Annotated in this window: 14 protein-coding genes and 1 tRNA gene; 8 read left to right on the top strand and 7 right to left on the bottom strand. The window is 28.5% G+C overall.

The features are described from left to right. From BLO14_RS03245 to BLO14_RS03230, 4 genes are all read left to right on the top strand, one after another. A partial coding sequence (locus tag BLO14_RS03245) for a tetratricopeptide repeat protein (RefSeq protein WP_143280319.1) occupies positions 1 to 1,229 on the top strand: 1,229 nt, incomplete at its 5' end. Between the two features lie 6 nt (positions 1,230 to 1,235). Next, the gene (mutL, locus tag BLO14_RS03240; RefSeq protein ID WP_091972759.1) at positions 1,236 to 3,074 is read left to right on the top strand and encodes a DNA mismatch repair endonuclease MutL; all 1,839 of its coding nucleotides are present in this window, start codon (positions 1,236 to 1,238) and stop codon (positions 3,072 to 3,074) included. 18 nt (positions 3,075 to 3,092) lie between these two features. Continuing rightward, positions 3,093 to 4,127: a hypothetical protein gene (locus BLO14_RS03235; protein WP_091972757.1), complete on the top strand. Its 1,035-nt coding sequence runs from the start codon at positions 3,093 to 3,095 to the stop codon at positions 4,125 to 4,127. Positions 4,128 to 4,153: 26 nt separating this feature from the next. Then, positions 4,154 to 4,227, top strand: a tRNA-Ile gene (locus BLO14_RS03230). A gap of 14 nt (positions 4,228 to 4,241) precedes the next feature. On the opposite strand, the gene BLO14_RS03225 is transcribed toward BLO14_RS03230, so the two are convergent. Both BLO14_RS03225 and efp read right to left on the bottom strand, forming a co-directional pair. After that, the gene (locus BLO14_RS03225) at positions 4,242 to 4,895 is read right to left on the bottom strand and encodes a hypothetical protein (RefSeq protein WP_091972755.1); all 654 of its coding nucleotides are present in this window, start codon (positions 4,893 to 4,895) and stop codon (positions 4,242 to 4,244) included. Continuing rightward, on the bottom strand, positions 4,873 to 5,451 hold the full coding sequence (gene efp / locus BLO14_RS03220; protein ID WP_091972753.1) for an elongation factor P: 579 nt from the start codon (positions 5,449 to 5,451) through the stop codon (positions 4,873 to 4,875). The genes BLO14_RS03225 and efp overlap by 23 nt, the downstream gene beginning before the upstream one ends. A 166-nt stretch (positions 5,452 to 5,617) precedes the next feature. On the opposite strand from efp, the gene BLO14_RS03215 reads away from it, so the two are divergent. From BLO14_RS03215 to pstB, 4 genes are all read left to right on the top strand, one after another. After that, on the top strand, positions 5,618 to 6,460 hold the full coding sequence (locus BLO14_RS03215; protein ID WP_091972752.1) for a phosphate ABC transporter substrate-binding protein: 843 nt from the start codon (positions 5,618 to 5,620) through the stop codon (positions 6,458 to 6,460). A gap of 85 nt (positions 6,461 to 6,545) precedes the next feature. Next, positions 6,546 to 7,454: a phosphate ABC transporter permease subunit PstC gene (gene pstC / locus BLO14_RS03210; protein ID WP_091972751.1), complete on the top strand. Its 909-nt coding sequence runs from the start codon at positions 6,546 to 6,548 to the stop codon at positions 7,452 to 7,454. Positions 7,455 to 7,558: 104 nt separating this feature from the next. Next, positions 7,559 to 8,995: a phosphate ABC transporter permease PstA gene (pstA, locus tag BLO14_RS03205; RefSeq protein WP_091972778.1), complete on the top strand. Its 1,437-nt coding sequence runs from the start codon at positions 7,559 to 7,561 to the stop codon at positions 8,993 to 8,995. After that, entirely contained in the window at positions 8,996 to 9,778 is a 783-nt protein-coding gene (gene pstB, locus BLO14_RS03200) for a phosphate ABC transporter ATP-binding protein PstB (protein ID WP_091972749.1), read from the top strand. A gap of 2 nt (positions 9,779 to 9,780) precedes the next feature. On the opposite strand, the gene BLO14_RS03195 is transcribed toward pstB, so the two are convergent. From BLO14_RS03195 to BLO14_RS03175, 5 genes are read right to left on the bottom strand one after another with little or no spacing between them, the layout of a single operon-like run. Continuing rightward, positions 9,781 to 10,602 (bottom strand): ZIP family metal transporter, encoded by an 822-nt coding sequence (locus tag BLO14_RS03195; RefSeq protein WP_091972747.1) that lies wholly within the window; start codon positions 10,600 to 10,602, stop codon positions 9,781 to 9,783. A 41-nt stretch (positions 10,603 to 10,643) separates the two neighbouring features. Then, the gene (locus BLO14_RS03190; RefSeq protein WP_091972745.1) at positions 10,644 to 12,428 is read right to left on the bottom strand and encodes an alanine--tRNA ligase; all 1,785 of its coding nucleotides are present in this window, start codon (positions 12,426 to 12,428) and stop codon (positions 10,644 to 10,646) included. Then, on the bottom strand, positions 12,428 to 13,645 hold the full coding sequence (locus BLO14_RS03185; RefSeq protein ID WP_091972743.1) for a flagellar motor switch protein FliG: 1,218 nt from the start codon (positions 13,643 to 13,645) through the stop codon (positions 12,428 to 12,430). The genes BLO14_RS03190 and BLO14_RS03185 overlap by 1 nt, the downstream gene beginning before the upstream one ends. Then, the gene (locus BLO14_RS03180; RefSeq protein WP_091972741.1) at positions 13,632 to 14,339 is read right to left on the bottom strand and encodes a 6-phosphogluconolactonase; all 708 of its coding nucleotides are present in this window, start codon (positions 14,337 to 14,339) and stop codon (positions 13,632 to 13,634) included. Before BLO14_RS03180 ends, BLO14_RS03185 begins: the two co-directional genes overlap by 14 nt. Further along, positions 14,340 to 14,714 (bottom strand): SIMPL domain-containing protein, encoded by a 375-nt coding sequence (locus BLO14_RS03175; protein ID WP_236736388.1) that lies wholly within the window; start codon positions 14,712 to 14,714, stop codon positions 14,340 to 14,342. Between the last annotated feature and the right edge of the window lie 273 nt (positions 14,715 to 14,987).

Below are 14,987 nucleotides of genomic sequence, written 5' to 3'. Positions count from 1 at the left end.
ATTCAATAAAACCTGTTGATCTTGAAAACCCAAAAACACGTCAACAAGCCATTAAAGATCTAAACGAATTCTTGACTATCAATCCCAATGACACCCACGCCTCTAAAACTTTAGCTCAAGCTTATGAAAACAATGGAGATTTGCTAAAAGCAGAAAATGTATATGAAAAAATTGCCAAACTCACAAATACCCAAGAAGATTACTACAAACTTGGAATCATTAGATTCAAGCTTAAAAAATATGAACCCTCAATAGAGTCATTTGATCAAACAATAAGACTCAATCCAAAACATAAAAAAGCACATAACAATAAAGGAATAGCTTTAATAATGCTAAATGAAAACAAAAAAGCAATAGAAGCTTTCGAGAAAGCAATACAAATTGATAAAAATTATGACACTGCCTACTACCAAAAAGGAATAGCGGAAGAAAAAAATGGCGACATGCAGCAAGCATTCACAAGTTTTAAAAATGCCTATGATCTTGACAAAAAACTAAATTATGCATTAAAAGCTGGAATAGTATCTAACAACTTGGGAAACTTCAAAAAAAGCGAAGAGTATTTAAGTTTTTTTAATGACAATGCAAAAAAACCTAACGAAATTGCTATTTATAACCTGTCAATAGCAAAATTTGAGAACAACAAACTTGAAGAATCTCTTGAGATAATAAACAAGGCCATAAATTTAAACCCAGAAAAAAGTGAATATTTATATTTAAAAGCATCTATAAATTTTAAAACCGAAAATTACCGAAATGCTATATCGCTTTACAACTTAGTACTTGAAAAAAACCCTGAAAATACTTCAGCATACATAAACCTAGCAAAAGCATACGAAAAATCGGGAAATAGGACTCAAGCAATCTCAACTCTTGAAAAAATAATAAACAAAAACAATAAATTGGCCTTAAACAATCTTGGAATACTTTACAAAAAACAAAAAAATTATCAAAAAGCAATTGAAATTTTTGAAAAAGCAATAATCAATTCAGATATTGAAGCAAAATATAATCTTGCAACCACTCTAATTGAAGTTAATGATAACACGAGAGCTAAAGACCTTCTAAAGGAATACACAAAATTAAACCCAAACAATCCAGAAGCCTTACATGCGCTTGGAATAATAGAATATAATGAGAATAACAATGATCAAACATTAAGAGAACTTGTTGAAAAATTTCCAAATTACAAAAAAAATGAAAATATTAAAAAAATAATAGGAATATAAATTTCAATGAACAAAATAAGATTCTTAGATAAATACTTGGTTCAAAAAATAGCAGCAGGAGAATCAATAGACAGACCATGTTCAATATTAAGGGAATTATTAGACAATTCAATAGATTCTGGAGCTACTAAAATTGAGGTCTTTCTTGAAGAAGGAGGAATTCAAAAAATCTTAATAATAGACAATGGAAGCGGAATAAGTAAAGAAGATTTAAAAATATGCTATCTACCACACACTACTTCAAAAATATCCTCAGAAGAGGATTTGAGAAAAATAGAAACTCTAGGATTTAGAGGAGAGGCTCTCTCTAGTATTGCAATTTGCTCCAACATTTCAATAACAAGCTCAACAACTGGCAATGAAAGCTATCAAATAGAAGTAGAAAATGGAATCGAAAAATGCTTTAAAAAACAACCTACCATAACCGGAACAATAGTAGATGTTACAAAAATATTTCACAACTTTCCAGCAAGAAAAAGGTTCTTAAAGCAAGAACCTATTGAAACAAAAATGTGTCTAAAAGTTTTAGAAGAAAAAATAATAACCCACCCAGAAATCAATTTCGAAATTAATTTGAATCAAAAACTAAGAAAAATTTACTTTAAAGAATCGTTAATTGATAGAGTGCAAAATGTATATGGAAATGTAATAGAAAATAATAAATTTAAAGTCTTAAAAAAAGAACATGAAAATATAAAAATAGAAATATTTTTAGCACCAGATAATTTTTCTAAAAAAAGTAAAAGATATATTAAAACATTTGTCAATAGAAGACCTATCGATCAAAAAGATCTCTTAGAAGCAATAACTAATGGGCACAATAGAATACTTTCCCCTGGCAACTTCCCAATATGTTATTTATTTCTAGAAATAAACCCTGAATATATTGACTTTAATGTTCACCCTCAAAAAAAAGAAGTAAGATTTTACAATCTTCCATTTTTATTTAAACTAATCTCCGACAATATTAATAATTTTTTCGATAAAAACATAGATAATAGCTACAAAGACATAATAATAAAAAGACAATTAACAGATGACGATCATTTAATAGAAATTATAAACCAACCAGAAAACTTTAATAAAACTAACACATATGATATGCCACAAAACAAAAATTTAGAAACAGAAAATAATGTAAACGAACTAAACAAAGACATACTACAAAACGACATTGGCCTTAGAAAATATAACTCAATTATACAAAATAGACCATCACTTAAGGAAAACATTGCAAACATTTTCTCTGACAACTTTTTAGAATTTGAAAAACCGCCAACCAAAAATGAAAAAGAAGACATAAAATTTAACTATATCGGTCAAATATTCTCTGAATTTTTGATCGTTGAAAAAGTAAATGAAATTTACTTCATAGACCAACACGCAGTTCACGAAAAAATAATATATGAAAAACTTAGAAATTCAAAAAAAACTATTCAAAAGCTTCTAATACCAATTGAATTCACAATAGTTGATAAAAACATAGAAGAAATTGTAGACAGTGAAATCGAAGAATATAAAAAATTGGACATCATAATCTCCAAAATAGACTCTAAAAAATATCAACTCGAATCTATTCCTAATATTTGCAATCAATATGAAAATACTCTTATTCATTTTTTTCAATCAAGAAGAAGTAGAACAATAAATTCTCTTGAATCCGATCTATATGCAACTATTGCATGTAGAAAAGCTGTTAAAACAAATGACATATTAAGCATTGAATTTAGCAAATTTTTAATAAATGAATTTTTTAAACTAGAAATCAAACATTGCCCTCATGGACGAAAAATTTATTACAAAATATCTAAATTTGAGCTTGAAAAAAAAGTTGACAGAGCATAAAATAAAACCAGAGTTCTAATGATAAAAAAAATCAAATCCGAAATCAGCTTACTAAAGCTAGAAAAAGAAAAAAGTTTAATTGAGCTTGGGAAAATATTAAAAAATAATAATACAGTAGAATTAAAAAATTTAAGCCACTATCCTAATCTAAAATTAGCAGAAAAAGAATTGTACCAAATGAAAAGCAATTTAAGCAAATCAGAAGAAAATGAAAACATATTAAAAAATTTAAACAAACAGATTTATATTCTTAAAACAGAATATAAATCTGTTAGCAAATCGTATAAAAAAAACCTTAAAGAAATTGCTAACACAATAATCAAAATTTATCCTCAAAACCTAGAATTAATATCAAAATACAACATGAATTTTTCTAAATTGAAACTTGAAAAATATAAAAAAATAGAATTATCAAATGATAATAAAACAAAAAATTCTTTACAAAGAATAATGCTTAAAGTAAACTCATCAATAAACAACATTATAAATATGGTAAATGTATGTAAAATATCAAAAGAATTAGAAAAACAAGTATTCATAATATATTGCCTTTCTGAAAATTTTGAAAGCATAATAAACGAATTTTCATTAAATAAAAAATTAAGCAATCTAATTATTAAAGAATTTAAAATAATAAATGAAATCAAAACAAATGTAAAAAGCAAAAAAGAAGAAATAAAACAAATAATACATATAAGCAAAAAAGAAAAAATATACAAAAAGAGTCAAATAAAAACCGAAATCAATGTTATTATAAAAAACAAAGAAAATATTCTAAAAAAAATTGCTGAAGAATTTATTGAAACAACAAAAAAAAATAAAATAACAAATAAAACCAATGCAATCTGCTCAATAATCCAAAAAATAGAAAAAACAAACCATAAAATATTAAACTTAAGTAATGATTTAATAAAAATAGCAAAACAGGAAGAAATAAAAACCATTCAACAAAAAATACAAGTCCTAACGAAGGAAAAAGATAAAATTAATAACAAATTAGATACATTAACTTCTAAAATAGAAGTTATTCAAAATGAACTTGACAATGAATAAAAAATAAATATAATAATTAAAGCTAAGGGCCCATAGCTCAGTTGGTTAGAGCACCCGACTCATAATCGGTAGGTCCCAGGTTCAAGTCCTGGTGGGCCCAATTTGATCTTTTTTTTAATTGACTTTAAAAAAAAGATTTGAATTTTTTTCGATATAATAAAAACTTATATAATTGTCCAATGTTTCATCGATCTCTAGAGCATCCATTGAATCAATTCCAACAACTGAAGAGACTGGATATAGCTTATCTTTAAGAGTTTTAACAAAAAATACTTTAGAATTGCTCAACTTATTTAACATTGCAATGTCTTTAGACTTATATACATAATTATGAACATCATCTAAATCATATTTTGACATACCTAAAGAAACAACAAGCTCTTTATTATACACCCTCATACCCTTATCAAAAATACGAACAGATGATATAAAGTCTTCAAAAGTTTCATCAAAAAAATTAAACCTCAAATCCCTGCAATACAAAATATCCTTGCCAAGACTAGAATCAATAAAAAAAGAGCTATAATCGTTATTAACCACCTGAATAAACTCACTGGTGTTCTTATTTTCTATTGATAGTTTAAAAACATCTTTTGGATTTAGAACTTTAATTGCAAAATCAAAACTCATAAAATAATCTAAACGATTCTCAGTAAAATAATAATTTACCTTATAATCAAGTTCTTTTATCTCTGGATAATTTATTTCGCAAGAACAAACAACACAACAAAAAAATAATATTAATTTAACTTTTAATCCGCTCTGCATACTCTTTGGTTTCAGAATTAACCAAAACTTTATCTCCAACGTTAATAAAAAGCGGAGCTTTTATTACAAGCCCTGTATTAAGAGTAATATTTTTCATTGCATTTGTTACAGTGTCACCTTTAACAGCTGCTTCAACCTCTACAACTTCAAAAGCAATCTTTGGGGCCAACTTAATATCAATAACCACATTGTCAAACATCACAAGAGAATAGATTTCCGACTCCTGCAAAAAAGGTACCTTATCTTGGAAATTAGCACTTTCTTTTAAGTCCAAACTAACTTGATCATAAGTTTCTAAATCCATAAAAACCAAAACGTCTTTATCTTTGTATAAATACTGGGCACCAACCTCATAAATTTCAATCGCTTCTGCAGTATCTGCTCCTTTTAAAGTTTCTCTAATGATAAATTTGCTTTTTAAGTTCTTAAGCTTTAATCTTACTATTGCCCCTCCCCTACCCGTTTTTGAAAATTCTCTTTCAAGAACAATATGGGGGGCTCCTTTGATAAGTAAAAAAGAACCTTTTTCAATCTCACTAGATCTCACTAACGCCATTTTAATACCTCGCAAAACTTAACATACAAATCTAGTAGTTAATTTATACCAAAAAATTTAAATATTTACTATTATTCCCCAATTATAACTTAATCAATAAAGTTAATTTATAATTGACTTATTTTAAATTAATGCTATTATATACTTAAACAAAGGAGTTTACTTGATGAGAAAAATTATTATCTTAATTTTTATGCTATCAACAAGTTTATTATACAACTGTAAAAATCAAGACAATGAACAAATTGTATCAATTGGGGGATCTACAACTGTAAGCCCAATACTAGACGAAATGATTTTAAAATATAATAAAATAAACAGCAATGCTAAAGTAACATACGATGCACAAGGAAGTAGTGTTGGCATAAACGGGCTATTCAACAGAATATATAAAATAGCCATATCATCAAGAGATTTAACAAAAGAGGAAATTGAACAGGGAGCAAAAGAAACCGTATTTGCTTATGATGCTTTAATTTTCATCACAAGCCCCGAAATAAAAATTACAAATATTACAGAAGAAAATCTAGCTAAAATACTAAATGGAAAAATTCAAAATTGGAAACAAGTGGGAGGCCCTGATGCTAAAATCAACTTTATTAATCGAGATTCCTCATCAGGTTCTTATTCGTCTATAAAAGATCTACTTCTTAATAAAATATTTAAAACTCACGAAGAATCTCAATTCAGACAAGACGGAATAGTAGTAAAATCCAATGGCGAGGTAATTGAAAAAACAAGCCTTACTCCAAACTCAATAGGGTATATAGGCCTTGGATACGCAAAAAATTCAATAGAAAAAGGGTTAAATATACTTTCAGTCAACAGAACATACCCTACAAAAGAAACAATAAATAGCAATAAATACACCATTAAAAGAAATTTAATAATAGTTACAAATAACAAATACGAAGATAAAAGCGTAACTCAATTTATTGATTTTATGACAAGCTCAACTGGACAAGATATCGTTGAAGAACAAGGTTTTTTGGGGATAAAAACAAATTAAATTAAATAAAAGATTACTTGACTTAACATCAAGTCAAGTAATACAATTTAACACTAACATGAGCTTTAAGGGATTCTTTTAAAAAATGCATCTAGGCTTAAAGACAAAAAGAAAGATAGTTGGAATTATTTTCAAATCTTTTATTCTTATATCTGCAATAATCAGTTCCTTATCAATAGTGTTTTTAGGTGCGTTTATATTAAAAACTGGAATAACGCCATTTGTTACTAATAAAATTAAAATTTTCAACTTTTTATTTAGCACAAATTGGGATCCTACTAATAGCCTACAAAAATCTTATGGAATCTTAGCATTCATTATTAATTCTTTTTTAACCACACTTTTTTCTATTTTAATCGCTTTACCGATTGGATTGGGATTTGCAATATATTTACTTGAAAAAGCAAAAGGATTTTACAGACAATTTTTACAAACAGTAATAGAGCTTTTGGCAGGAATTCCTAGTGTGGTTTACGGATTTTTTGGAAGCACATTTATTGCCGCCTTAGTAAAAAACATTTTTCAAAGAGAAGACAATTTGGGATACAATTTAATAAGCTCATCACTTATATTAAGTATAATGATAGTTCCCACAATAATTAGCGTCTGCTATTCATCACTTAAAGCCGTTCCTAAATCATATAAATTTGCATCTCTTGCATTAGCAGCAACAGACTGGCAAACAATATATAAGATAACAATACCATCAGCTAGTCGAGGCATTTTAGCAGGAACAATATTAGCAATAGGAAGAGCTATTGGAGAAACAGTGGCAGTATTAATGGTAGGAGGGGGCTCTCCTCTTTTTATAAAAAATGTATTTTCTCCGATTAGAACACTAACTGTAAATATTGCTATGGACATGGGATACGCCTCAGGTACCCACAGAGAAGCTCTATTCTCTACAGCCCTGGTGTTATTACTATTTTCAATAATTACAAATTTACTCAAAAATTTCATACTATCTTCAAATAAAAGGTTAAAGAAAAAGTGACCAAAACTCAAATAAACAAATTGATCAACAAGTTCTATTTCTTTATAATCAACCTTATTGCATATTTTTTAACAGCGCTATTAATTTTTCTAATAGCATATATATTGTACAACTCCTTGTTTTATTTTAAAAAAAAACAAACTTTATTTTTAAGCAAAACTCAAAACTTTGTGCCATTTAAAACAGAAGACGACAAAGAAATACAAATTGCTTTTATCGTTAACAAAAATATCAATGTAGATAAAATCTCAACAAAAGACATTTACAACATATATAATAATAAAATTTCACACTGGGGGAGTATTTCAGATCAAGGAATCGATATTATACCTATTGTCAATTCACTTAACATCACATCTAACAAAGCTATTTTAAGAGCACTAATCAAAAACAATGTATTTAATAAAAGATACATAAAATTCGAACCATCTACAAAAAAAATACTTCAAACCATAAACAGCACAATAGGCTCTGTAAGTTATTTAACAAAAGAAGAATTCGAGTCCCTAGATTTAAAGTTATATCCTAATATTAAAGCTTTAAAAATAAAAACTATGTCTGTCCTAATAAATAAAAAAACTTTAACAAAAAATGAAAATGAAATAATCAATACACTGGGTGTTGATGAGGTTGAAAAACTTATTGAAGGCAAAGAAAAATGGATTAATTTAATATCAAAGGATATTAAATTAAAAATAATAGAATATACTGACCAAAAAGAAAAAATAATACAAACTATAGAAAAAACAGAAGGCGCACTAGCAATTGTACCTTGGCATTATTTTCAAAATATTGAAGCACCCTTTATTAAAATGCATTACTTTGACAAAAGTAGTCCCTTGAATTTAAATTTCATATTATCTACTCCAAGAGATTCTGGTGCATATGGCGGAATTTCTTACTTAATCTTAAATACTTTTTATGTAATATTGCTAACAACTGCTATTTCAATATGCATTGGAATAGGAACTGGCATAATGCTTGCCGAGTACACTTCTAACAAAATATTTTACAAAATACTATCTATGAGCGTTGACATTCTGTCTTCAATTCCTGCAATAATTTTTGGACTTTTTGGACTGATATTTTTTGTGCCAATTTTTGGAATGGGAATACTCTCAGGAGCAATAACGAGCTCTTTAATGATATTGCCAATGATTGTTAAAACAACCGAAGAAACATTTAAAACAATCCCAAAATCATACAAATATGCTTCATTTGCCTTAGGAGCAAACAAAACAGAAACTATCATTAAAATTATGGTTCCAGCAGCTATTCCTGGAATACTAACAGGAATAGTTCTTGCAATAGGAAGAGCCTTGGGAGAAACAGCTGTGCTACTTTTTACAATGGGAACAAACTTAGGACTTGCAACAAATTTAAATGGACCATCAAGAACATTAACCGTGCACTTACTGATGTTATTTCAAGAAGGACACCTGGATAAAGGATTTGGAACAGCTTCAATACTTGTAATAATGGTACTCATAATAAATTTAACATCAAAATTTTTAATAAACAAATTATATAGGATTAAATAAGTGGTAAAGGAAAAAGATAAACCAAAAAATGAAATTATAATAGAAACAGAAAATCTAAATCTATTTTATACAGACTTTAAGGCTCTAAACGAAATAAATATTAAAATACTAAAAAATAGTATTACTGCTTTAATAGGTCCATCTGGATGCGGCAAATCAACATTCTTAAGAACTCTCAACAGAATGAATGACCTTGTTGAAGGCGTTAAAATAGAAGGCAATGTAATATATGAGGGGAAAAACATTTATTCAAATAATTTCGATATCCTGGAACTTAGAAGAAAAATAGGAATGGTATTCCAAACTCCTAACCCATTTTTAATGTCTATCTACGACAATATAAGCTACGGACCAAAAATTCATGGAACAAAAGATAAAAAAAAACTAGATGAAATAGTAGAACAATCGCTAAAAAAATCTGCACTCTGGGACGAGGTCAAAGACAAACTTAATACAAATGCATTAAGTTTGTCAGGAGGTCAACAACAAAGACTCTGTATTGCAAGAACTCTTGCAATACAGCCAAATGTAATACTAATGGATGAACCTACCTCTGCACTCGATCCAATATCAACAGGTAAGATTGAAGAGCTAATAATAAATTTAAAAGAAAGTTACACAATAATCATTGTAACCCATAACATGCAACAAGCCGGAAGAATATCTGATAGAACCGCATTTTTCCTTAATGGATGCATTGAAGAAGAAAGCCCAACTGACGAACTATTCTTTAATCCCAAAAGTACCAAAACTGAAGAATATATCAGTGGAAAATTTGGGTAATTTCAACCTAATGAAACATCAAGAAACATCATTAATGTAAAACCAATAACACCAAATATGCTTGGCACTTTATTGTCAATATCTTTTCTCTTAGCTTCAGGTATTAATTGTTCAATGGAGACATAAATCATGGCTCCTGCTGAGAAAGCTAAAGCAAAAGGTAAAATTCGGGTAAAAGAATAAACCGCATAAGCACCCATGAGCCCCCCTACAATTTCCACTAATCCTGACATTTGGCCATAATTAAAGCATTTTGCCAAAGCAACATTACCTCTTCTTAAAGGTAGAGAAATAGCAGCTCCTTCAGGGATATTTTGAATGCCAATACCTAGCGTAAGAAGCATAGCCCCAACTAAAGTTTGAATATCTGGATTAGACGCCAAGGCTCCAAAAGCAACTCCAACAGCTAATCCTTCTGGAAAATTATGCAAAGTAACGGCAGTAAAGAGTAGAAAATCTTTTTTACCGTGTTTGGTTAAATCTTCATCAATAAAAGTAAGTTTATCGAGATCTGGAATAAATACATCTACAATGTATATAAAAAATGCTCCAACAAGAAATCCAAAAACAGCTGGCATCCAGGTAATATATCCAAGCTCTTCAGCTCTTTCTATAGCCGGTTGGATAAGCGAAAAAAAACTGGCCGCTATCATAATACCAGCAGAGAAACCAAGCATAGCGTCCATTATTTTATTATCTACCTTTCTAAAGAAAAAAACTGCTCCTGCTCCAAAAGCTGTAGTAAACCAAGTAAAAGTAGAACCCAAAAGTCCTAATAATACAGGATGCAAAGTCAATAAATAATCCAAAATTGATTTTATCATAAAACCTCCTATTAAAATAAATCAACAAATAATAAACAATTTTACTCATCAATCAAAATAGCTTTTATCCTTCTTATACCCGAAGATGAGGATTGTTCTTTTTGTATTTTAAAAGTACCAAGTTCATTGGTATTCTCTACATGAGGACCTCCACACACTTCAAGTGAAAATCCATCTATCTCGTAAACGCTCACTAAATTATCATATTTCTCTCCAAAAAGAGCCATGGCACCTTTTTCTCGAGCTTCACTTAATTCCATTATAGATTTTTTTACAGATAAAGAATTTTTTATCTGTAAATTAACAATCTCTTCAACTTTTTTTATCTCATCATCTGTCATCTTTTTAAAATGCACAAAATCAAACCTTAATCGCTCAGCAGTGATATTGCTTCCTTTTTGCCTAACATGATCACCTAATACTAATTGAAGCGCCCTATGAAGCAAATGAGTCGCTGTATGTAACTTGGTAGTCTCATAAGTATAATCAGCAAGCCCTCCTTTAAAGACTTTGTCACCCCCTTTCTTTGAAGTCTTTTGATGCTTTTTAAAATGCTCATTAAAACCCAACTTATCAATATTAAAGCCATATTCAAAAGCAAGCTCTTCTGTTACTTCATATGGAAAACCATAAGTATCGTAAAGCTTAAAAGCAATATCGCCAGGAATAGTCTTAGAAGATAAATTTCGTGTTACTTTAATAAATTCTTGCTCACCTTGAAATAAGGTTTTAAAAAACTTTTCTTCTTCTGTGATCAATTCTTTTTTGATAAAATCTTTTTTTTCTGTCAACTCATTATAAAAAGATCCATAAATGGTCTCTACAGAATCAACAAGATCAGCTAAAAAATAGGATTTTATTCCAAGCTTTTTTGCATATCTAATCGATCGCCTTATTAGCCTTCTTAAAACATATCCTTGACCCAAATTGGAGGGGAAAACAACAGAACTATCAGCAAAAATAAAGCAAGCCGCTTTAACATGATCAGAAATTATTCTAATATATCTATCGTCATTTTCTTTTTGTCCATAAATTTTACCAGAAATAAATTCTATTTTTCTTATTATAGGAATAAATGCATCTGTATCATAAACTGAAGATTTACCCTGCAAGAAAGCAATTGTTCTCTCAAGTCCCATTCCCGTATCGACACATTTTCGATCCAATTCTACGTAATTACCATTTTCATCTTTATTGTATTGCATAAAAACATTATTCCAAATTTCAAAATACTTACCACAAGAACACGTGATATCACAGCCAAGAGAGCACTTAGTCTTTCCAGTATCCACATATATTTCAGTATCTGGTCCACAAGGCCCTTTAGATCCAACAGGCCCCCAAAAATTATGATTCCTAGAAAGATAATATATTCTATCTTTGGGAATGCCCAAACTTTCCCAAACTTTAGCCGTCTCTGTATCACGAGGGATCTCTTGATCGCCTTCAAATACGCTCACGTAAAGACTGTCTTTGGGAATATTTAAATAATCAGAAGACGTCAAAAATTCAAAACTACACTTTACAGAATACTCTTTAAAATAAGCTCCAAGAGACCAATTTCCAAGCATTTCAAAAAAAGTTAAATGACTCAAATCTCCAACCTCATCAATGTCGCCTGTTCTTAAGCATTTTTGAACATTAACAAGCATATCTCCTGATGGATGTACTTCTCCAAGAAGATAAGGAGTAAGGGGCTGCATTCCGGCTGTATTGAAAAGAACTGTAGAATCATTTTCAGGAATCAATGATTTACCCATTATTTCAAAATGTTTTTTTGATTTAAAAAAATCAATATATTTTTTACGCAACTTGTCAAGTGTCATTAAACAAATTCCTCATTTTTTCTATATATTACTAAATCGCCTTTTAAAGTTAAATTTTTAATATAATTAATAAAAGATAGTGTCATGGTTTTTAAATCTTTTTTACTTATTTTTCCCAAAAAAGCTTCTTCATCTAAAATAATTTCTTTACGCCTTTTTGAGACATTTGAAAGCATTTTATCTCTAACTTCATCGCTTTTATCTTTAATAATAATTGCAATCTCTTTGTCTGTAAACTCTCTTAAAATATTATAAAGGTCATTATCCATGATTCTCAATATTACATTGATATCAAATATTTTTTCTCGAATTTCACTGTCTACAACAGGATTTAAATCCTGAATATTAATCTTATTAAGAAGATTTTTCTCTTCATTGGAATCCATATAGCTTAAAATATCAACAAGTATCTTAGATCCATCAAGTTTATCTGTCTTAAGTCTTCCTTGCATCTTAAATCTATCCTTAAGCTTATTTGAAATTGCCTCTATTGTCTCCATGCTCAATTGCCTTGGTCTAGCAAGATCTTTTACAAATTCTCTTCTATCTTCTTCTCCTAGCATTGAAAAAACATACTTTTTCTGATCTTTATTTAAATAATTATATAATATGACAAGCGTTTTAATATTCTCATCTTTAATTAATGCCCAAAGTTGTTCATGCTCAATTTGAGAGAAATAGTCAAAAGGAATAAAAATATCATTGCCAGTAACTTTTTTATAAATTGATTTTGCTTTAGACTTTCCTAATGTTTTATTTAATAATTCGTAAGCAAAGTTGTCATCAAACTTAACATACCTTTTTTCATTCCTCAGCAACTCTTCAAATTCTTTAATAATGTGATCTTTTTCTTCTGGAGCAATATAACTAATCTTTGAAATTTCTCTAGTAATTAAGATTATATCCGAATCATCAAGCTCAGACATAATCTTTGCAGATTTTTCAAGTCCAATAGCTAAAAAATATTTTGCAATCTTTGTAACCTTGCTCTCTTTGCGAATAAACCCTGGCTTTAAATCATTAATATTATTAGATTTAGGCTCAATAGGTGATTTAGTCTTGTTACCCTTAATAAGACTTATCCAAGATCTAAGCATAGAGCCTTGAATCTCTGAATCGGAAAAGTTTTTATTTAAACTCAAAGTATCAATTTGTTCAACAGTTTTTTTACTTAAATTTTTAGTATTTTTATACTTAGAAAGCCTAGGATCCTGCATAACTTTCATCTCTTTTGATGTTTGTAAGAACTAATAAATTGGGATGCTCTTTGAGAAGTTTAGCTGGACATTCATTAATAGAACTATTAAAACCTAAAAAATTCTCTAAAGCACGCTTTTTATCAACTCCCATAAATAGCAAAACAACCGCTTTTGAATTAAACAAAGATTTTGGCGTCAAGCTTATTCTTTTACTAGGAAATTTAGGAGAATTGTATTCATACTGATAACCTTCTACATCTGAAAACAACAGCTTTCTTGAAGGGAAAAGAGATGCGATATGGCCATCCTCACCAACAGAAACTAAAATAAAATCAAAAATATTAAACCTAGAATTAAATTCAATATTATACTCATGGATAGCTGTGGTTTCATCTATTTCGTTATAAACAAAAGTATGAAATTTGGAAACACTTATTAAATTTTTATCAACCATTTTGGAAAAAAAATTTTTGTTTAAAAAATTATAATTGCTATTCTCATCATTCAACGGAACACAACGTTCATCGACTAAAAAAAAATGTGATCTTTTTAAAGAAAAATTTTCTTTAAAAAAAACACTTAAAAAAGTGACTATACTTCGACCACCACAAATTCCAATGCTTGTATACTTATCTTTATCTATATTCATATTAAAAAAATCAAAAAATCTATTTTTTAAATAATTCTCTTCATCAGAATATAAAAACTCCATTCAATTTCCTTTAATACATATTAATCTAAATAATAAGAAATAATTGCAACAAGCCTTAATCTTTTTTGAAGATAAAAGCTTTTGATTACCAAAGCTTTTATCAACTAAAAAAAATTCAAAATATTCTTGATCTGCATTCTTAATTTTACCTGATTTGAAACCAAAATGTTTTGCAAATTCCAAAACTGTTAATTCTACATTTCTGATTGAATCTGCCAGCATTTCAGAGTTTATATGATTAATTTTATAAAAATAATATCTTGAGTCTCCATCATTTATAATCAACAAACCTTGATTATAAAGCTCAATAATATTTTTTTCTACTGCTTTTATTTTCCTAACATCAATTGTATTGACAATTAAATAAACATACATACTCTACCTATATAATGAGAGTTTTTTATAACTCTCCTAATTAAAATTCATAAATCCCATTTTTATATGAATAGTCTTCATTAAACCCACATTTAATAAAAAAGTTTTTAAACTTAGATAATTTCAATCTTAGATAAATTTAAACTATTCGCTTTAATGTTATCATCAACCATACTACCATTCAAATCATATTGTAAATTCCAACTCGAAAATGTCAAAAGGATTTCTTTTTTAGCTTATGCCCTCTAAAATATAATTACCATTCTTGATGTT

Origin of the sequence: Borreliella japonica (assembly GCF_900099615.1) — a bacterium.
Taxonomy (GTDB): Bacteria; Spirochaetota; Spirochaetia; order Borreliales; family Borreliaceae; genus Borreliella; species Borreliella japonica.
Note: the sequence above shows the minus strand (reverse complement) of the source record. Positions and strands in the feature narration are given on the sequence as shown.